Below are 19778 nucleotides of genomic sequence, written 5' to 3'. Positions count from 1 at the left end.
CTCGCACGACGGACCGCATTCGACGCTGACCGGGACCTCGATGGGTGCTCGCGTCTCACTGGGCTTCGACCAACCTGCGCCCTCTTCAGACGCGTGTCGCCGTGGCGACCCCGCGCGATGCGTGCCTTGATGTGATCCGCAGTGGTCCCCCTGGCGATGCGCTCGATCTCGCTAGTCCTGCGCTCTGATCTCAACGGCCAGACGTTCAGCGATGGTGCTGAGAGTCGTGCTCATCGGTGCCTCCTACAGGCGCCAGTCGTGCGCTCGCCCCTACGGCGAGGTCACCAAGCTACAGCCTGCGGCGAGTGAACCGGTAGTGTCGGGATATGCGTTCGCTTCGTTCTTCGTGGTGGTGGCTGCCCTAGCAGCCTTTGACGTGTGTCTCGTGGGTTGCATGGCAGCCCGCGAATCTGTGACGTGGTGACTGTCGCGCAACCCTCAATGTGGAGGGTGATGATGGATTCTTTTGCGACGACGACGCTCCGGATGCCGGAGTTGGAAGCTCGGGTCGCTGCTGAACCGGGCCGGTTCCGTGTTCTGACCGGGGAACGGCCGACGGGCCGGCTGCACTTGGGGCACTACTTCGGGACTGTGCGCGAGCGTGTCCGCTTGCAGGGCCTCGGTGTTGAAACCGTGCTGGTATTGGCGGACTACCAGGTGATCACGGACCGCGACACCGCCGACAACGTGGCGGTGAACGTGCGGGACGCAATCTTGGACTACCTCGCTGCTGGCATGGACCCTGCGTCGACGACGATCTTCACGCACTCGTCGGTGCCCGCGTTGAATCAGCTCCTGTTGCCGTTCTTGAGTCTCGTGACGGAGGCGGAACTGCACCGCAATCCGACTGTGAAGGCAGAGCTTGCGGCGTCGGGTCGGAGTCTGAGCGGCCTGATGCTGACCTATCCCGTGCATCAAGCTGCGGACATTCTCTTCTGCAAGGGCAACCTAGTGCCGGTCGGGAAAGACAACCTGCCACATGTGGAACTGACCCGGACGATCGCGCGACGGTTCAACGAACGGTTCGGGCCGGTGTTTCCTGAGCCGGAGCCGCTGATCACCGCGACACCGGAAGTACCGGGCCTTGATGGTCGGAAGATGTCGAAGAGCTATGGGAACGCGATAGCGCTGTCCATGACTGCGGACGAGACTGCAGCGGTGATCAGGAAGTCGCCAACCGACAGCGATCGGGTGATCACGTTTGATCCGGTCACACGTCCTGGAGTGTCCGCGCTGCTCACGACGGCGGCTCTGTGCGCTGGCGTCCAGCCAGAGGAGGTCGCGGGACACATTGGTGCAGCCGGAAGCGGGGCGCTGAAGGACTACACGATCGACGCGGTGAACACCCGCTTCGCCGACCACCGCCAACGGCGGAACGAGTTCGCAGCCGACCCGGCGTTCGTCACGGAAGTGCTCCTCGCCGGAAACAATCGCGCCAACGAGATGGCCGAAACAACGCTGGGTGAGGTGCGTGCAGCCATGGGAATGCTCTATCGAGTGCTGTGAACGACGAGTCGAGCCGTGTTCGTCAGAGATGGCTGGTGCGGGTGTGTCCGAGTGGGTAGCTGGTGGTGCCGGTTTCGAGGATGGTGCCGTTGAACGTGAGCCGGTCGACGATCGCGGCGCAGAGACGTGGGTCGGTGAAGGTCTTCGTCCAACCGCTGAAGGACTCGTTCGACGCGATCGCGACGGAGGCTTTCTCTTCCCGCTCGGTGAGGACTTGGAAGAGCAGTTCGGCGCCGCGGCGGTCGAGTTCCATGTAGCCGAGCTCGTCGATGAGGAGCAGGTCGACGCGGCCGTAGCGGGCGATGGTGCGCGCGAGTTGTTTATCGTCGGCGGCTTCGACGAGTTCGTTGACGAGCTTCGTCGCGAGGGTGAACTTCACCCGGTAGCCCTGCTCCGCTGCGGCGGTGCCGAGCCCGATCAGCAGATGGCTCTTCCCGGTGCCGGAGTCCCCGATGAGGCAGAGGGGTCGCCGCGGCGGATCCAGTCGCCTTGTGCAAGGGTGTGGATCGTCGCTGCGGAGACGTTGGGGTTGGCGTCGAAGTCGAAGTTCCCGAGCCACTTCTGGCGAGGGAACCCGGCGCCATTGACTCGACGGATCGTTGAGCGACGGTCCCGGTCATCGCACTCGGCGAGGAGGAGTTCGGCGAGGAAGCCTTGGTAGGACCTCTGCCCCCGGTTCGCCGCATCGACGGCTTCATCCATAACCGCGCGGACCGTGGGCAGGCGCAGCCGGCGGCAGGCTTGGTCAACGGCGGCTTACGCAGCTTCCTCGGTCATCCCGCGTTGCCGACGCAAGGTGGTGGTGATGGAGGTGGCGCTGGGACTCATGCGGTGCTTCCTTCCAATGACCCAGCGACGTCGACGCCGCTGGGTGGGGTGGTCTTGGTGCGCCGCTGCAGTAGTTCGTCGTAAGCCGCGACGGAAGGCAGTGGACGTGCGTCCGCAGGCAGGCCCGCGATGACCGCGGCCGGGTCGGTGAGCCGGCGCTGGGTGAGACTGACAACCCGCTTGCCGTCGTCGTCGTTCTGTCGAGCGAGATGACGGTCCGAGCTGGACCCACCCGCGAGGACCGTCCCGGAGGCGTGCAGGCGCGCTTCGACCGCGACGACATCGGCAGTGACCGCGCCGACCGTCAGCGCGGCCCGGATTCCCGCGATTACATCTGCGGCGCGCATGCTGCGGTGCAGCAGGAGCACGTCGATCAGTTCCCGGGTGCCGCGGCTTTCACCGTTGACTTTCCTCGACTCCTGCCAGAACGCTTCATGCGTGGCAGTGAACGTGCCCGATGTGCGGGCGGCCGCCAGCGCGGTCGACCCAGGCAACGCGCCGGGTTTGTGCTGCAGCACCTCGAGGTAATGGTCCAAGACGATCGACTCCCCGAACCGTTCAACGACCCGGGGATGCCGGGCGACCTGCTGGCGGCCGTCAAACACGACCAGCTCCGATGCGCGCAACGAGACACGAACCTGCCGGCCGATCAGCCGGGCGGGGACGGAGTATTTCGCTTGCCAGACCGTGACCAGCGCGGACCGGTCAACCCGGGGATGCAGCACCAGGCCGGGATCGAACCGTTCCGCCGGCAACGACTGCAGCAGCGGCTGCTCGAGCGTGAAGTCCTCCCCGACACTCGACCGGCGGCCGGTGATGCGCCTCGCATCGTCGCGGGCGTCCCACTCGGCGATCATCGCGTTGAGTTGGTCAAGACTGTCAACGACCGGCATCGGTGACAGCCAGGTGCGGCGGAACCGGCCGACCTCACCCTCGACACCGCCCTTCTCGTGCGCGCCGTCGATCCCGGGCTCGCAGTAGAACGCATCGAAACCGTAGTGGGAGCGGAACAGCACCCACCGGTCGTTCTCCACCCGATCCCGCGTCCCGTGAATCACCCGGACGACGGCCGGGGTGAGGTTGTCGTACTTGATGTGCAGTGCCGGGACACCTTGGATCGTCTCAAACGCGGCGATGTGCCCCTCGAGGAACGCTTCCTGCGCCTGCGTCGGATAGACCCGGTGCACGGCCTTCCCGGACGCGGAGAGCCGGAACACGAACAGGTGGCACTTCGTCTTTACCCCGGCAAGCACCACCCAGACCTCACCGAAATCGACCTCGGCTTCCATGCCCGGTGCGTGCTGTTGCTGCACGAACGCCGACACGACCCGCTTGCCCGCCTCGGTCTCGATCTCCGGACGGCGCCGGCGCACGTAGTCTCGGACGACCGCGTAGGACACCTCCGCTTCGTGCTCGTCGATCAGGCGGTTCCAGATCCGCGTCGCCGTCTGGTGCTGCTTCCGTGGCGCGTCGAGGTCCTGCCGCAACATCGCGTCGATGTGAGCGCGGACCAGATCGAGCTTCGGTGCCGTCTGCGTTCTCGGCTTCCGTTCCGGAGGCACCGGTGATTCCAGTGCCTGCGCGATCGTGCGCCGATGCACCCGGTACTTCCGGGCAAGAGCCCGACGGCTCAGACCCTCGACTCGTGCGTCCCTCCGGATCGCTGCGAACAAATTCACCTTCGACCCCATCCTGGGCCCTCCCGTTCATGCACGTAACTGCTGACGGGACCACGTTCAGGTGGGGCCACTTATCTCCGACACAACCCACCGGCACGTCGGCAAGTGGAGCCACTCAGTTCCGACAAACCGGGTCCAAACAACGCTGACAGAGACACCATCACCTCCCCCAACGGCTCGGTCAATCTCACAGTCACCGACGAAGCAAATGGCTCGTTGACCTACAGCGTGACCGCCGGAACGCAGACGGGACTACTGCCCTCATTCGGATCGGTCGGCGACGGGCTGGACAACGCGATGATGGAAAGCTTCTGGTCATCCATGCAGATCGAGCTGCTGAACCGGAAGAAGTGGAAGACGAGGGTCGAGCTCGCCAACGCGATCTTCGAGTACATCGAGATCTTCCACAACCGTCAGCGCCGACACTCCGCTCTCGGCTACCGCACCCCAATCGAATACGAGACACTCGAAATCAACGACATCCCCGCCGCGAGTTAGCGACCCGGACTGGAACCGAATCCGTGGGGCAGGTCAGAACTGTCACCTATCCGTGCAGCAGTCCCCCGCCTGGCCATCGCGGCGGATGTTTATGCCTTGATTGAGTCAGAGGTACGCCCACTGATAGCTGCGGGTGGTCGACTGTGGTCGAAAGGCTCCGGCGGGTACCCGAGCCGCCTTCGGCAGATGCTCAGTGGGCTCGATTCGGCTCACGAAGTGACATTCGCCACGGACGCTGCACTCGCTCTCCCTCGCGGAGAGCGCGTAGTGGAGCACATCCTTCCGATGAAGCGCATCGTCATCGAGATCGTCGATCCGGCTCAGGCTGATCCGAGGTCGAACAGCCACGCTGATCCCATCGCAGGCGGCCCGGCGACCTCGCCTGAACACCTGCTGGCGATCTTCGACGGTCTCCTTCAAAAGTGCTGGGTCACGAAGGAAGAGCACGATCGCCTCAATCGAGCATCACGGGGACTGTCAGGAAGACGGTGGATCTGGTACTGGCCTGACCGAAAGGAAGGGCTATGAGCCAGACCATCGAGATGATCGATCCTGTGACGGGAGAGATCATCGATCAGCAACAGATCGCCGAGCAGTTGCTCGCGCAGGCGAGGGAACAGGGCGTCAGCCTCGTCGGGCCGGGAGGCCTGCTCGGCGGGTTGACGAAGACGGTGCTCGAGACCGCGCTCGAAGCGGAAATGACTGAGCACCTCGGTTATGAGAAGCACGCGGTCACCACGAGCGAGAATGCCCGGAACGGGACACGGTCGAAGACGGTGCTGACCGAGATTGGCCCGGTCGAGATCGAGGTCCCCCGGGATCGCGACGGGTCATTCGAGCCGAAGATCGTCCGCAAGGCGCAGCGCCGCCTGGACGGAATCGACGAGATCGTTCTCTCCCTGACCGCACGCGGGCTGACCACGGGTGAAGCGCCGCGCACTTCGACGACGTCTATGGTGCCAGCGTCAGCAAGGACACGATCTCAAAGATCACCGACAAGGTGATCGAGGAGATGACCGAGTGGCAGAACCGTCCGCTGGACCGGGTCTACCCGGTCGTGTTCATCGACGCGATCGTCGTGAAGGTCCGGGACGGGCAGGTGCGCAACAAGCCGTTCTACGTCGCTGTGGGCGTCACCACGGCCGGAGAACGCGACATCCTGGGCATCTGGGCCGGCGACGGCGGTGAGGGCGCGAAGTTCTGGCTCGGGGTGCTCACCGAGATCAAGAACCGCGGTGTCGAGGACGTCTGCATCGTCGTCTGCGACGGCCTGAAGGGGCTGCCGGAGTCGATCAACACGACGTGGGAGCTCGCGGTCGTGCAAACGTGCATCATCCACCTGATTCGCAACACGTTCAAGTTCGCGTCGCGGAAGTACTGGGACCAGATCGCCCGCGACCTCAAGCCTGTCTACACGGCCCCGACCGAGGCCGCCGCGAGGGCGAGGTTCGAGGAGTTCGCGGAGAAGTGGTGCACGATGTATCCGGCGATCCGGCAGCTGTGGGAGAACGCGTGGAGCGAGTTCATCCCGTTCCTGGACTACGACGTCGAGATCCGCCGGATCATCTGCTCGACGAACGCGATCGAGTCCCTCAACGCGCGGTACCGGCGCGCGGTCAGAGCGCGCGGGCACTTCCCGAACGACGCGGCCGCACTGAAGTGCCTCTACCTCGTTACCCGGTCGCTTGACCCCACCGGCCGGGGTCGGGCACGCTGGGTGGCGAGGTGGAAGCCCGCACTCAACGCCTTCGCGATCGGTCAAGTCCCCGGTAGTGGTGTAGCCGCCTTGTGATCCTTCGGTGCTGGGTCAGGCGCTGAGTTCGAGGATGCTGTCGGTCACCTCCTCGGGGCCGGTGTCGGGAAGCAGGCGCAGGCGGGACTTGGCGAGGATGTCGAGGCCGAGGTAGCGGCGGCCTTCGGCCCATTCGTCGGTCTGCTCGGCGAGGACGGCGCCGACGAGGCGGACGATGGCGTCGCGGTTGGGGAAGATGCCGACGCTGTCGGTGCGGCGACGGATCTCGCGGTTGAGTCGCTCGTTGGGGTTGTTGGACCAGATCTGCGACCAGAGGCCTTCGGGGAACTCGGTGAACGCGAGGATGTCCGCCCGCGCGGTGTCGAGGTGCTCGAACGCGTCGGGGAGCTTGTCTTCGACGTAATCGAGGAGCCGGTCGAACTGGACGTTGACGGCGTCCTTGTCGGGCTGGTCGTAGACGGAGTGCAGCATCGCCTTGACCGCGGGCCAGAGGGACTTCGGGGTGACGGACATCAGGTTCGCCGCGTAGTGGGTGCGGCAGCGCTGCCAGGCCGCTCCGGGCAGGTTCGCCGCGATCGCCTCGACCAGACCCTGGTGGGCGTCGGAGGTGACGAGGCGGACGCCGGTGAGACCGCGGGCGACGAGGTCGGCGAAGAACTGGTTCCAGGCCGAGGCGGTCTCGCTGGTCGCGACGCGCATGCCCAGGACCTCCCGGCGCCCGTCCGCGTTGACACCCGTGGCGACGAGGACGACGGCGTTGATCACGCGGCCGCCTTCGCGGACCTTCATCGTCAGGGCGTCGGCGGCGACGAACGTGAACGGCCCGGCATCCCCGAGCGGACGGTGGCGGAACTGGTCGACGTGCTCGTCGAGATCCGCGGCCATGCGGGACACCTGCGATTTGGACAGCGAGTCGATGCCGAGCGTCTTGACCAGCTTGTCCATCCGGCGGGTGGAGACGCCGGCGAGGTAGCAGTCGGCGACGACGGTGATCAGCGCGGCCTCGGCGCGCTTGCGGCGCTCGAGCAGCCATTCCGGGAAGTATGTGCCCTTCCTGAGCTTGGGGACGGCGACGTCGATCGTGCCGACACGGGTGTCCAGCTCGCGGTGCCGGTAGCCGTTGCGCTGCGTCACCCGGTCGGGGCTGGGCTTGCCCCATTCGGCGCCGCAGACGGCGTCTGCGTCCGCGGACAGCAGCGCGTTGATCATCGTCTGCAGCAGCTGCCGCATCAGATCCGGCGACGCCTCAGCGAGGGCTTCACCGAGCAGGCCAGCAGGGTCGACAATGTGAGGAGCGGTCATCGTGATGACTCCATTCGAGAGGGTTGTAGGAGATTCCTCGAAGGATCACACGGTGACCGCGCCCACGTTCACGACGAGGCCGACCACCGAGCAGTTACACCACTATGCGGGACGCCACTTCGCGATCACCTTCGAAGGCCGAATCAACTGAAATGCGCCAGACCAGATCCACCGTTAATCTGACACACCCGCATCACGTAGCTTCCAGTGGGATGCGGGTCAAGTCCCGTGGAGTGGTGTCACTCCGGTTGCTCCTTGGTGGGTGATGGTCAGGCGATGAGGTGGAGCTCGGGGAGTCAAAAGGTGTCGAGACCTGACCCCCGATGCCTCGCTTGATGTGCGATCGGGTGACCCGCATTCGAGGGCGAGCCCATCGGGCCGCGTTCGCGGTCGAGTCGAGGTAGGAGTCGGTAGCGCTCCGTTATCTGCGCGTCACACCTCATTGCGCTCGTGATCTCGCGCGCTGTCCCGCGCGTCACGAGGAGAATCCGCGGGGCGGAGAAGCGGCAGGGCCAGCGCGGCCAGCAAGAGAGTGCCCAGACTGGCCCCGGTCGCGACGAGGGCGAAAGAGTGCGCAAACGCTGCTTGGATGACGGACGTCAGGTGGGGAACCTGATTCAAGGCCTCGACTACCCCCTGATTCAGGGCGTGCCCCTGGTTTGCTTCAAGCATCTCCACGTGTGGCGCGAGATAGTTGCGGTAGACCATGGTGCCGGCGCTGCCGAGAACAGCGATACCAAGGGCTTGACCGAGTTCTGTGCTCGTCTCAGAGATCGCCGATGATGCCCCGGCTTCCCGGCTCGGCACGGTGCCCACGATGATGTCCGTGCCAAGCGCCGCCCCTGGGCCGAAGCCGAGATAGGCCAGCGAGAATCCGACAATGGCAAAGAGGACACCCCGCTGGTCCACCGTGAAGGCGAGGACGGCGAAGCCTACTGCTGCGACGAGCAGGCCGGCGGCGAGGGCCTGAGCTGGCGTGATCCACCGGGTCAGGACGGGGCCAACAGAGGAGCCGATGCCGAATGCCACCGCCGGGATGATCATGACAAGCCCGGCCTGAATGGGCGAGAGTTCTGCAGCGAGCTGGAGATACTGGGAGAAGTAGAAGTAGGTGCCACCGATCAGCACAGCACACATCGTCATTAGTCCGACTGCTGCGGAGAAGCGCCGTTGAGTGAACAGAGCCACCGGAATGACTGGGCGCTCGTGGCTTCGAGAGCGCCAGGTGAACAGCGCTAGCGCTAACGCGGTGAGCACGAATCCGCCGATCGCAGCAACCGCACCGGTAGCGCTCGACAGAACAGCGGTCTTCAAGCCGAATACCAGACTGAAGATCGCTGCGCCGAGCAGGAGGGCGCCAGGAACGTCAATCGAGGCCCCCACCTTAATCTCCGATTCAGGAAGCATGCGGCGACCAGTCACCAGCACAGCGACCATGATGAGAACCCCGGGCAAGAAGACAGCGCCCCACCAGAAGTGCTCCAAGAGCACACCGCCCATGCTCGGGCCGAGCGCGATTCCAACCATGAAACATGCCATCCACAGTCCGATCGCCCTTGCTCGTTCACTTGAATCCGGGAACAAGGTCACGATGAGACCGAGACTCGCTGGGGCGATAGTCGCCCCGGCGATCCCCAGTAGTGCTCGCGCGATGATGAGGACTTCGATCGACGGAGCAAACACGGCGATCAGCGACAGGATGCCGAATACGGCCGATCCGGCAAGGAGAAGCCGACGGCGGCCGACTCGGTCAGCCAAAACGCCGAACGGGATCAAGAAGACGGCCACCATGAGGCCATAGATGTCACTGACCCACAGCTGGCTCGTTGCAGACGCTCCCAAATCGTCCGTCAGAGTCGGGAGGGCGAGGAACAGCACGTTCTGATCCATCGCCACGACCAATGCGGGAAGCGCCAAAAGGACTAGTGCCTGTCGAGGCGAGCGAATGCTCATAGCGTGTTGTCGAACAGCACTCGGCGGACTTCCGCACGACCGTACTCCACCACGGGCATACGCTGTGCCCACTGCTCAACACCCCTAAGCGAGTTGGCTTCGATCACATACTGCGCGAACACCACCTCGCCGTTCTCACGTTCGGGTCGGTCTGCGGGGACACTGTGCGTGGCCAGCTCAAGACCAAAGGACTGCACGAGCTGACCCGAGGAGGCGATTTCGCGGTTGAAGCGATCCCAGGCGCGCATCTCCGCCGCGTGCTCAGGCGATCCTTCGGCGGGACCGTGCCCGGGTACAAACTTCGTCATCACAAGATAGCGAGACATCTGCCCCTCTCCTTCCGGTTGCGTTTTGCAAGTGCTCTGACTCTAGCGTAGACTGCTTGCATGACGCAACTGGAACCGGGTGGTCTTGATGTCACGGTCGGACGGTCGGCCTGCCCGATCAACCTTGCCGTCGAACTCCTTGGGGATCGGTGGAGCATTGTCGTCCTGCGCGATCTCACCTTTCGCGGACCGCTGTGCTTCCGCGAGATTCTGACTGGCTCAATGGAAGGGATCGCGACGAACATCCTGACCAGCCGACTCAACAAGCTTGTTGCCGCAGGCATGCTCACCCGTCATGAGGATGAGCACCACCGCCAGAAGGTGCGCTACCACCTCACCGAGGCGGCGATCGACTTCGTCCCCGTCCTCACGGCGATCGGTGCGTGGGGCAACAGGTGGCTGCCGGCTGACCCGGAGTTGGGGGATGCCGCTGCGACGCTAGACTCCGGCGGGCCACGACTACAAGGGCAGTTCATGCGCGAGTTACGTCACGAACACCTCGAAGGGCATCAACTGGATTTCGACAGCCTGCGTCAGCGCCTGCTGCAGAGCTGAGCCTGGATCACAGGTCGGTCCGAAGACACCTGGCGGCGCGAGAGTAGAGTCAACAGATGACACGGCCCGGGGAGCAACGGTCGGCGGATCGCATCCTATCGACCGTCATCGCCAGACATGCGCTCACGAACGCCGTGGTCAGTTACGTCACGTCATCCTTCAACACTATCTATCGAGTGTCCGCTGACCAGGGCGAGTTTATGCTTCGTGTGAGCCCTCCACAGCGCATCCATGAACCAGATGTGACAGAGGCTGAAGAGGCCTGGACGGACCGGGTTCGCGGGGCCGGACTCGCCGCTCCACAGCTGATCCGGGCGTTCGATGGCAGCACCGTCCTCACCGAAGGGCGCGGCGAGGGGGGCCAGGCCGTGCTTCTCACATGGCTGGACGGCACCGACCTTCAGTGGCCTCTCACGCCGGGGCAGATCGAACTGCTGGGAGAGCTGAGCGCGCAACTGCACCGTGCCGTGTCGCCCACAGCTACTCGCACTCCAGGTGTTCTCGATGCCAGCAACCCGATCCTCTTTGCCGTCCCCGACCTGCTTTCTACCGCACCATCAGCCCACCGTGCTCTCTTTCGGCGAAGGTTCAGCGAAGCTCAAGCGTGCCTAGGCGAGGTATGGTCGACCGCGAACGAAATGCCGCGCGTATTGCACTTCGACCTCACGCCTAGAAACGTGCTTCAGCTCGCGGATGGTCGCCTTGCCGTCATCGACTGTCAGGACCTCGCTTGGGGGCATCCGGCGCAGGACATTGCGAACACGATCTATGGCATTACGCGAGGAGAGCTGGACGAGACGGTCACCGCGCTGTTCCGGGCTGGCTACCAGCGCCACGCGGCGTGGCCGGATCTGGACGCTGGACGCCTCCGTCAGCTGTTCGTTTCCAGAAGGATCGTCATGGTCAACTTAGCCCTGACTCTTCGTCGCCCTGGGCTCGCAGCGTATCTCGATCGCCATGCGGCGGCACTGAGCTGACTTTGGTAATCGATGGTAACCAGGGCCAGATCGCCTGGTCGGGCAGATCTCCGCATCCTCTGCCTCATCCACCGTAGGTACCGCGCGCCTTCTCTCAGCGGCACAGGCCGGGCGGGCCATCTCAACGAGGACGGCCCGATCCGCGTCCAAGGCGGGCTGGATGATCATGTGGTCATCGTGGGCGGAGCGTCCGCCGCGCTCATCGTGCTGCGGGCTGTGCGGTGCCTCTTGCCAGTGCGAGTCCTGCTCCGGTCCAGGCCTCGTCGTTGGTTACGTCCTGCAGCGTATCCAGCCAGTCTGGAATGTCGGCGGGCGTCTGCCCCCCGTCGTCAATCTCAGCGACGAGGCTGCCGTCCTCATGCTGGTCGATTGCGACTGTCGTTCCACCTTGTCGTGCGATGTGGCGTCGCTTGCGGAGGGTGTGCGCAGGCAGCGAATTGAGCAGGTTCCACTCCTGGTCGTTGAGGTACAGATTGGTACACGCGACCTCGTGAGGGCCTGGGCCCAACCGGATTTTGTGGCTCAACTTGTGGGTGACCGTCCCATCCGCATCATGCACTTCGCGGAGACTTAGACGTGTCCCGATGACGTATCGATCGATGATGTCCCTGGTGCTGGTCACCCCGTCGGGAAGCGACAGAAGGACGTAGCGGCGTTCTCGTTCGACTACCGCGTACTTCAGCGGATGGTCCCGCTCTTGCGCATCTGATGCCGCCTCGCTCGCTGAGGACTCTCCCGTCAGGAGCACGTCGATGGCCATGTCGACGATAGTTCCGCGTGACTCCAGCTCATGGAGCTCGGAGATCGGCATCCAGCGTGCGAACTCCGTGGAACCGTCGGTCTCGGTGGTGCCAAGCATGCCGCCGGTGATGGTGCCGGCGTAGAGGAATCGTTGGGATCGGAATGGCCTGCTGTCGGATGTGGCGGGCGCAGTTTCGTAGGAGTCGGCCAGTATCCGCTGCACCGAGACGTGGTAGCCGGTCTCCTCGTAGGTCTCTCGAATGGCGGCATCGCGTAACGATTCGTCGAACTCGATGCCCCCGCCGGGCAGGGTCCAGCAGGGCGGGTTGAGTTCGTCCCCCCGGAACCAAGTGAGCAGGACCCGCCGCTCATCCGTGAGCAGCACGTATGCTGCCAGGCGCGTGTCGTACTCCGTGAAGTGCATGTGTTCTCTCATTCGTTTGGGCTGGGGCGAGCATTGATCAGCCAGGAGCTGTAGTGTTCGGTCACGGTGCCACCGAGTGTTTCGGCGATGGATGCTGCTTGTCTCACCTCGGATTCCGACCAGTCGCTGAAGGTCGCAAACAGGGCGTGAATCTGGTCGGCGGTCAGCTCGATCGACCACCGGTAGCGGTGCATCTGCTCGACGGTGAATAGCTGCGTTCTGGCGATCTTCGCCGCGGTGTGTTCGAGGTCCTCCGGGTTGCCTTCTCGGGTGGTGCCTCGGCGATCGACGATGCGCTGGATTTCGTGGCGGAATGGGGTCACTTCCGCGTCAGGGTCACCGAAGACATTGCGCCAGACCAGGAGCCTGGCTTCAGCAGTGAGCGCTTTGTGAACGAGCGGCAGCACGACGTCGAGGTCCATCCAGTGGATTGAGGTGGCTGCGATGGCGAGGTCGAAGGCCGCAGTGTCCGGCCGGATGTCTTCGGCGCGCGAGCGAACCACAGTGGCCGCCGGGAATCGTTGTTGAAGGATTGCCGCTAAGCTCTCGCCTGGCTCGACTGCGACCACGTCCATCCCGCGGGCGAGGAGCTCGCCGGTCGCCTCTCCGCTGCCGGCTCCGAGGTCAAGCGCGCGTCGGCCGGGTTCGACCAGGCCGGTCGCGGCGGCATCCCGCCACAGCGCGGCTGGGTAGTGCGGTCGGGCGGAGCCGTAGTTGGCCGCCACCGCGTTGAAGTGCATCGGATCGAGATTGTTCATTGGTTCAGCTTCGGGTCAGTGGGGCAGCGCGGTCCAGGCGGACACCAGGAGTGCAACGGCGAGCCCGAGATCGAGGACGAAGCAGGCTTCGGCGAGGGACCGGCTCACCACCTTGTTGCGGGCGAAGTGCGCGATGTCCCAGGCGGTGTGGCCGAGCGCGGCGATCGCGGCGAGGTAGATGGTCCAGGTGGGGCCGGACATCATCGCCGCCAGTCCGATGGCGGTGTAGCCGAGGAAGCCCAGGGTCTGTACACCGATGGTGTAGCGGTGGGTTCCTGTGGCGCGGATGAGCCCGAAGACTGCCAGGCCGATGCCCATCACGATCAGCGTGGCGGTGGAATCCAGACCGGTGAGTTTGGCGAGGACGACCGCGGCGCTGGCGACGATCACCATCACCCATACGCTTCGCTGAGAGCCGAGGACGGCCGCCCCGAGGTAACAGGTGGCCGCAATGATGATGATCATGGCGGTGACGTGGGGGTCGGCTCCACTGGCCAGGTTAGCGAGCAGTGCCAGGAGGCCGAGCGCGGACGGCCAACGGGAGATCACGTGCCGGATTCCCCGCGCAACCCGGCCGGCTGCGGGCTGATGGACGTGACTGTCGAGGTGAGTGGTGTTATTCATAGCCTCAGTCTGGGTGCGACTGGAGCCTGGTGATCCCGTGGATCTGTCACGAAGATCCTGGGTGGCACGCACGGTCAAACCCAGCCATTCTCGCGAGCGATTCGATGGGCTTCTGCTCTCGACTCGGCGTGGAGTTTCTGGGCAATGGACGCTAGGTAGTTGCGCACCGTGCCCGGTGAGAGAAACAACTCGCGCGCTATATCGCGCACCGGACGATCCGCGTGCGCCGCTACCAGCACCTCGGTCTCGCGGGGGGTGAGCGGGCTCGACTGGATCGTGAGGGCGTCTGCGGCGAGAACGGGGTCCACGTAGCGTTGTCCTTCGTGGACGCGGCGAATCACGTCCGCCAGAGCCGTGCCGGGCGCGCCCTTGGCGAGGAATCCTTGGGCGCCAGACAGCAGCGCTTGGCGCAACAGATACGGGCGGCCGTGGCCGGTGAGGATCACGCCGGCGCACTCGGGCAGGGTGCTGCGCAGCTCCTTGATCACGCTGATTCCGTCGAGCTTGGGCATTTCCAGGTCGACGACCGCGACCGCTGGTCGATGACGTAGCGCCTGCTCGACCGCTTGTCTGCCGTCTGGAACGGTGCCGACTACTGCAATGTCCGGTTCGCGTTCCAGGAGACTCACCAGGGCCACCCGGATCAGCTCGTCGTCCTCGGCTAGCAGAACCCGGATCGGCGTCGTCATCGGAAACCTGCCGAATCAGCCGAGCACCGGAGGCGGAGTTCGAACCAGGACTCGTTCTGGATAATGGTCAGGCTCGCGCCCTGCGTCGCGCAGCGTGCAGCGAGGCTCGCCAGCCCGGTGCCGTCCGACGACTCCCGGCGCCTGGACACGCCGTCGTTGGCGATAGTCAGCCTCAGGTGAGGTTCTTCGGTAGTAAGTGAGATCGCGACCTGGGTAGCCGCACTGTGACGGAGCAGGTTGGTTACGGCTTCCCGGGCCACCGTGGCCATGAGCTCGGAACAGGCCTGGGATGCCCGATTGATCACGTCCTGAGGTGCATCGATGGACACTCTGATCCCAGCGGAGGAGAGCACGAGTTCAGCGGTGTGAAGCTGGCTGGGAAGGTCGGTGGTCAACTGGTCGTACACGGCCCGGCGCGCGTCCCGAAGCGTTTCGGTGGCAAGCGTGCGGATCTCGTCATTCTCTGCGAGTTCTGCTTTCAAGGCGATAATGCTGAGACGATGCCCGAGTACATCGTGAAGCTCGCGACTGACTCGCAATCGTTCCTGAGCGATCACGAGGTTCGCCTGCGCCTCCCGACCGGCCTGCGCCTCCCACAACAGCCGGAGCATCCAGACCAGCCCTTGGCACATCACCCAGACCGCGGCGGCCGTCGTGAGCGTGATCAGCACGCCCACCGCAAGCGACGCGTGAATAACCTGGCCACCAACCAGGGTCGCGGCCGCGAGCGTCCCTGCGGCGGCTGCAGCCATACGCCAACCGAACAGGGCGCACGCGGCGATCGCGAAACCGGCCAGCCACGCCCAGGGCTGGTGACCGGGCCCCGCCCATAGATGCGCTGGCGCCCACAGCGCCAATGAAACCGTCACGAGCAGTGCGGCCCGGAACCACTTGGCGCCGCTGGTGAGGTCGGGGCTCACCGAAGACCACAGCACCCAGAGCAGCGTAGCCCCGAACCCAGTGAGACCGACCACATAAAGGGTGCGGAGCAGCGCGGTCGGTGGCGCGGTTAACGACCACGGGATGATCACCGCCCAGGCGAAACAGGCCATCAGCACGCCCAGCACGATCAGACGAGGACTCAGCCGGGGCCGTTGGAGCAGGCTGGACTCCAACGCCACGTCCTGGGGAGAGCCGACCACTCGGTGACTAAGTCCTGTGAGCGGGCCACCGTAACCCGCGAACTCACTGAGATCTCGACTGCTGGCCGGGCCTATCGCCATCGGAATGCTCTCACCGAGATGAGCCCGCAGAGCACTGCCCAGACGGACATGACGATGTACGCGACGATGTCGGCGGTTCCCTGGTACCAGGCAGAGGTCAGCGCCTGGCTCATCGCGCCGAGCGGGGTGAAGCCGGTGATCAACTGCATCGCCGGGGTCATCATGGGTCCGGGCGTCCACATACCTGCGGTGAACAAACAAGCCATGAAGACCAGCATCCCGACCCCGTACGCGACCTGGGCATTCCCGGCGGTCGCCGCGATCAGCGATCCCACGGCCATCATGGCGAGGGTCCCGATGCCGATGACCGCGGCGACCAGGGCAACGCTTCGTGGGGCGGAGGCGCCGAAAGCGGCCCGAGCGAGCAGAGCGGTCATGAGGATTGCCGCGACGAACGTGGCAGCGCTGACCAACCACTGCGCGAACAGCACCCGGCGCGCGCCCACTGGTGTGACATCGAGGCGCCGGAGCACGCCGCTATCGCGGTACGCCGCGATAGCGGATGGATAGTTGGTGACGGCGACGCTCAACAGTGCGACGGTGATCGAGATCGGGACGAAGAAGTCGATCACCCGCAACCCCACCAGGGCGGGGTTGTCACTCCTGATGGGGTCCATCGTGCCCGGGATGGCGAACCCTTGGAGCAGCAGAAGCAACGAGGGCAGCAGCAGCGCCATGAACACGCTGGTCGGATTTCGCAGGAACAGCCGTGCCTCGGTCACGGTCAACGTTGTGAGGGCGCTCATGCTGCTCTCCCGGCGTTGCTCGGGTCGATTGTGTCGAGGAAGGTGAGGTAGGCGTCCTCAAGGGTCTGCGTGGCGTGCGACCTGACCGCGGCGGCGGCTCGGAGTTCCGCCGGCGTTCCGACGAACTGGGTTCGCCCAGCGGCGATGATGGCGAGCCGGTCGGCCAGTCGTTGCACCTCGTCGAGGTAGTGGGAGACCAAGATGATGGTGACCCCACGAGCTTTGATCTGCTCGATGAGGTGCCAGACGCTGCGTCGTCCCTGCGGGTCGAGGCCGGTGGTGAGTTCGTCCAGCACGACGATGCGCGGCGAGCCAACCAGCGCGAGGGCGATGGAGAGCCGCTGCTTCTCGCCGCCGGAGAGCTTGCCGAAGGCCCGCTTCCGCTGATCCTTGAGCCCGACCGTTTGCAGCAGCTCCTCAATCGCGATCGGCGCTGGATAGAACGAGGCGAACAGCTTTGCCGCTTCTTCCACCCGCAACGTGGCGGGAAGGACCGACGCCTGCATCTGATACCCCACGAGCTCACGCACCTGAGCGCGGTCCTTCGCCGGGTCGAGGCCAAGCACCTCGACCCGGCCCGCGTCGGGGGTGAGGGCTCCGGCGAGGCATTCCACCGTGGTGGTCTTGCCGGCACCGTTGGGGCCGAGCAGGCAGAACACCTCCCCGACCCGGACAGAGAAGCTGACCTCATCGACAGCCACAACCCCCGGAAACGTCTTGCGCAGTTCGCGGACGGCCACGGCGACCGAGGGCTGGCCTGGTGGTTCCGCCGCGAGGCTCTGCGTGCCGGTGTTCATCGCTCTTTGTCCTGCTTGCTGCGCTGGGTGAAGATTGACCACAGCGCGTAAGCGAGCAGCAGCGTCACAAGGCCAGCCGCAGCCAATGCGTACGCACCCGGGCCCCAGGCGACGCCGCCGAGCACGGCTACCAGCACGGCCGCGGTGATCACCGCCGCCAGCAGGATCACTTGGGACGCAATCGAACTGTTCTGTCGATTGCGGGCCGCCAGGACGATCTCCGCGATCTGCAGCACCGCGATCCCGAGCCCGGAGCCAACGGCGTAGGCGACGATTCCTGGCGGGATCGGCGCGGTGGTGATCGCCAGGATGGCCGCGCCCGCCGTGACGAGCAGCGCAACCGCGTCCAGCACGGCTGCGATCAGCTGCCACGGGCCGGCGTCGGTGGGGTCTTGTCGTTTCCTGGGGATGAAGTCCCAGGCGCGAGCCTGGTGCCAGCGGCTCGCCGCGAAACCGACCGCGAAGGTGCCGATCGGCGCTGCCAGCGCTGCGAACAGGTTTCCAGTGAGCGTCCACACCACCGCGCCGAGCGCAACGACGATTGGCAGGGAGCAGAGCCGCCCGAACCACCAGCCGCGCAGGTACAGCGGACGCGCCTGGGGCAGGTCAGCGGGGTGTAGCAGCCGTTTCACGGCAGGGTCGGGCAGGGTCACTGCCTCATGCAGGTCATTCATGGTTTCTCCAAGGTGTCGTCTTGAGGTAATCGGGATCCACGCTCGGCCGGGCGAGTTCGTAGACCTTCTGGCGGGCCACGCCGATCGCGCTGGCGACGGTCACTGCGCTGTACTCGTCCAGCAGCGCCCCGATGCACACCGAACGGACGCTCGCGGCCCGGGCAACCAGGTGCGACATCAACGTGCTGACCTCAGCGGCCAGCAGAGCGACGGCTCGCTCCCCGCCGAACTCGACGGCCCAGTCTGCACCCCCCGAACTGGCAGCGGCATAGAGCCGGTCCCCGCCGTCTTCGAGGTGGGACGCAACCTGGTTCGGTGTTACTCCGGCAGCATCGAACCGCTCGATCACTGACGCGACCGTTGCGGGAGCGTCCTTCCGGCGATGCGCCAGGACGCGTATCCACTGGTCCGCCGCGGAATCCGCCGGGCCGGGCTGCAATTTGTCACCCCTGGGGTTACGATCCATGTTGATAGCGTCGCATCCCAGGCTTCAACTGTCAACCCTGGGGTGACGGCAGCCCTGAAGTCAGCCAGGGGACTTCTTGTCTTTAGTTGCGTCATCTCTCACCCTCCGTTCGTTGATGCCTTGAGCGCGCAACGCCTGCTATGTCACTGACAAGGCTCGAGTGCCATAACTCGTATATGTATGTACTAGATCATACTTGAGCGTCGGGATCTGGAGAGTTGCTGAAGTCGGGCAGTGGTCGACCCTGCTCCTTCAGGGAAACCTGAGCCTCCTCCGCTGCAAGGTGCCGGTTATGCGGAGGAGCGGGAACCAGGCCGCCATCATGATCGCGAGGACGGCTGCGGCACCCAGGATTTGCCCCACGTCAAGCCAGTGCGCCAGGAAGGCTGCTAGGGCAGATCCGAGCGGCAGTGCGCCCCAGCTGAGAACACGTGACGCCGAGTACACCCGACCCAGCAGCGCCGGCGGGGTTCGTTCCTGCCGCAAAACCGCCACAAGCACACTCCACAGGCTCGCCCCTGCGCCGGCGGCGACGATGCCGGCCACGACCGTCCACAGCGGTCCTCCCATCGCGGCTGGCAATACCAGAAGCACAGTGCCGACGAGGTCGGCGAACAGCAGCGTGGGTACCGAAAAGACCCGGCGCAGCAGTGGAGCGGCAATGCTGGCTGCGATTCCACCGACCGACATGGCGGTGATCAGCCCTCCGTATGCGACCGGGTCGAGGTTGAGTGGGCCCGGCGCGATGGCGTAGATGACGAACAGCGCCGTCCAGGCACCCCAGACAAGATTCATGACGGCAGTTAGGATCGCCAGTTGCCTGAGCAGTACATGCCGCCATAGAAAAGCGAGACCGTCTCGGACGCGGCCGTGGTCGTCGGCGTGGGATTCCCGCTGGTGTCCCGGTTGGTCGAGTGAGCGCAACAAGAACAGGCAACTGAGTGCGGCGAGGGCGTAGAGCGCACCGCCGGTCACGGCGGTGAGAACCGTGGAGATCCCGATCAGTAGGCCCGCGACAGGTGGGCCAACGAAGCTGTTGAGCATTGTGCTTGTCGCATACAGCTGGCTGTTCGCGCTCGTGAGGGTAGCGGTCGGGACGAGGCGCGGCACTGCCGCGTTGACCGCCGTGTCGACTAGCTGTTGCTGGCCATGAGGTTGTTGACGTTTCTCGCTGCTGGCTGGTCGCGCAGCTACACTGGTGTCATGCGGATGCAGCAGCGATTTCAAGACCCCCGGCCGGGATATGGCCGCGGGGTCTT

General features: G+C 64.9%; 18 protein-coding genes and 3 pseudogenes. 6 read left to right on the top strand and 15 right to left on the bottom strand.

The features are described 5' to 3' along the window. Positions 1-456: 456 nt before the first annotated feature. Positions 457-1506 carry a tryptophan--tRNA ligase gene (gene trpS / locus JOD60_RS05060; protein WP_076692059.1) on the top strand — a complete coding sequence of 350 codons (1050 nt, stop codon included), beginning with the start codon at positions 457-459 and terminating at the stop codon, positions 1504-1506. Between the two features lie 22 nt (positions 1507-1528). On the opposite strand, the pseudogene istB reads toward trpS, so the two are convergent. Further along, positions 1529-2334, bottom strand: a pseudogene (gene istB / locus JOD60_RS05055) (IS21-like element helper ATPase IstB). Then, positions 2331-4025, bottom strand: coding sequence for an IS21 family transposase (gene istA / locus JOD60_RS05050; protein WP_076689127.1), 1695 nt, complete (start codon positions 4023-4025; stop codon positions 2331-2333). The pseudogene istB and the gene istA overlap by 4 nt, the downstream one beginning before the upstream one ends. Positions 4026-4262: 237 nt before the next feature. On the opposite strand from istA, the pseudogene JOD60_RS05045 reads away from it, so the two are divergent. The 3 genes and pseudogenes from JOD60_RS05045 to JOD60_RS05035 form a co-directional block, all read left to right on the top strand. Continuing rightward, a pseudogene (locus tag JOD60_RS05045) lies at positions 4263-4511 on the top strand (integrase core domain-containing protein); the annotation flags it as partial. Positions 4512-4796: 285 nt separating this feature from the next. Then, the gene (locus JOD60_RS05040) at positions 4797-5039 is read left to right on the top strand and encodes a hypothetical protein (RefSeq protein ID WP_157127849.1); all 243 of its coding nucleotides are present in this window, start codon (positions 4797-4799) and stop codon (positions 5037-5039) included. A 14-nt stretch (positions 5040-5053) separates the two neighbouring features. Beyond that, positions 5054-6303: pseudogene (locus tag JOD60_RS05035) on the top strand (IS256 family transposase). Between the two features lie 15 nt (positions 6304-6318). On the opposite strand, the gene JOD60_RS05030 reads toward JOD60_RS05035, so the two are convergent. The 3 genes from JOD60_RS05030 to JOD60_RS05020 all read right to left on the bottom strand — a co-directional run bounded on the left by JOD60_RS05030 (position 6319) and on the right by JOD60_RS05020 (position 9845). After that, a complete protein-coding gene (locus JOD60_RS05030; RefSeq protein WP_076689125.1) occupies positions 6319-7566 on the bottom strand; it encodes an IS256 family transposase in 1248 nt (415 codons plus the stop codon). A 432-nt stretch (positions 7567-7998) separates the two neighbouring features. After that, complete coding sequence (locus JOD60_RS05025) at positions 7999-9519, bottom strand: MFS transporter (RefSeq protein WP_076689122.1); 1521 nt, start codon at positions 9517-9519, stop codon at positions 7999-8001. Continuing rightward, positions 9516-9845, bottom strand: coding sequence for a YciI family protein (locus JOD60_RS05020; RefSeq protein ID WP_076689120.1), 330 nt, complete (start codon positions 9843-9845; stop codon positions 9516-9518). The genes JOD60_RS05025 and JOD60_RS05020 overlap by 4 nt, the downstream gene beginning before the upstream one ends. Positions 9846-9905: 60 nt before the next feature. Here JOD60_RS05020 and JOD60_RS05015 point away from each other — a divergent pair, with 60 nt between their 5' ends. Together JOD60_RS05015 and JOD60_RS05010 are read left to right on the top strand one after the other, a co-directional pair. Next, positions 9906-10400, top strand: coding sequence for a winged helix-turn-helix transcriptional regulator (locus tag JOD60_RS05015; protein WP_076689118.1), 495 nt, complete (start codon positions 9906-9908; stop codon positions 10398-10400). Between the two features lie 56 nt (positions 10401-10456). Then, complete coding sequence (locus JOD60_RS05010) at positions 10457-11377, top strand: phosphotransferase enzyme family protein (RefSeq protein ID WP_076689115.1); 921 nt, start codon at positions 10457-10459, stop codon at positions 11375-11377. 199 nt (positions 11378-11576) lie between these two features. Here JOD60_RS05010 and JOD60_RS05005 read toward each other — a convergent pair whose 3' ends face one another. The 10 genes from JOD60_RS05005 to JOD60_RS04960 all read right to left on the bottom strand — a co-directional run bounded on the left by JOD60_RS05005 (position 11577) and on the right by JOD60_RS04960 (position 19746). Then, the gene (locus tag JOD60_RS05005) at positions 11577-12542 is read right to left on the bottom strand and encodes an NUDIX hydrolase (protein WP_076689113.1); all 966 of its coding nucleotides are present in this window, start codon (positions 12540-12542) and stop codon (positions 11577-11579) included. 8 nt (positions 12543-12550) lie between these two features. Further along, entirely contained in the window at positions 12551-13300 is a 750-nt protein-coding gene (locus JOD60_RS05000; RefSeq protein ID WP_076689111.1) for a class I SAM-dependent methyltransferase, read from the bottom strand. Between the two features lie 15 nt (positions 13301-13315). Next, complete coding sequence (locus JOD60_RS04995) at positions 13316-13924, bottom strand: hypothetical protein (protein ID WP_232321698.1); 609 nt, start codon at positions 13922-13924, stop codon at positions 13316-13318. 74 nt (positions 13925-13998) lie between these two features. Continuing rightward, complete coding sequence (locus JOD60_RS04990) at positions 13999-14613, bottom strand: response regulator transcription factor (protein ID WP_076689108.1); 615 nt, start codon at positions 14611-14613, stop codon at positions 13999-14001. Then, on the bottom strand, positions 14610-15728 hold the full coding sequence (locus JOD60_RS04985) for a sensor histidine kinase (protein WP_198159122.1): 1119 nt from the start codon (positions 15726-15728) through the stop codon (positions 14610-14612). Before JOD60_RS04985 ends, JOD60_RS04990 begins: the two co-directional genes overlap by 4 nt. A gap of 98 nt (positions 15729-15826) precedes the next feature. After that, entirely contained in the window at positions 15827-16582 is a 756-nt protein-coding gene (locus tag JOD60_RS04980; RefSeq protein WP_076689104.1) for an ABC transporter permease, read from the bottom strand. Then, the gene (locus tag JOD60_RS04975) at positions 16579-17379 is read right to left on the bottom strand and encodes an ABC transporter ATP-binding protein (protein ID WP_076689102.1); all 801 of its coding nucleotides are present in this window, start codon (positions 17377-17379) and stop codon (positions 16579-16581) included. The genes JOD60_RS04980 and JOD60_RS04975 overlap by 4 nt, the downstream gene beginning before the upstream one ends. Continuing rightward, entirely contained in the window at positions 17376-18053 is a 678-nt protein-coding gene (locus JOD60_RS04970) for a hypothetical protein (protein ID WP_157127848.1), read from the bottom strand. The genes JOD60_RS04975 and JOD60_RS04970 overlap by 4 nt, the downstream gene beginning before the upstream one ends. Next, entirely contained in the window at positions 18046-18519 is a 474-nt protein-coding gene (locus JOD60_RS04965) for a hypothetical protein (protein ID WP_076689097.1), read from the bottom strand. Before JOD60_RS04965 ends, JOD60_RS04970 begins: the two co-directional genes overlap by 8 nt. A gap of 252 nt (positions 18520-18771) precedes the next feature. Further along, positions 18772-19746 carry an MFS transporter gene (locus JOD60_RS04960; protein WP_198159121.1) on the bottom strand — a complete coding sequence of 325 codons (975 nt, stop codon included), beginning with the start codon at positions 19744-19746 and terminating at the stop codon, positions 18772-18774. Positions 19747-19778 lie beyond the last annotated feature (32 nt).

The organism is Microbacterium aurum (assembly GCF_016907815.1).
GTDB classification, from domain to species: domain Bacteria; phylum Actinomycetota; class Actinomycetes; order Actinomycetales; family Microbacteriaceae; genus Microbacterium; species Microbacterium aurum.
This window is presented reverse-complemented; position numbering and strand designations above follow the sequence as displayed.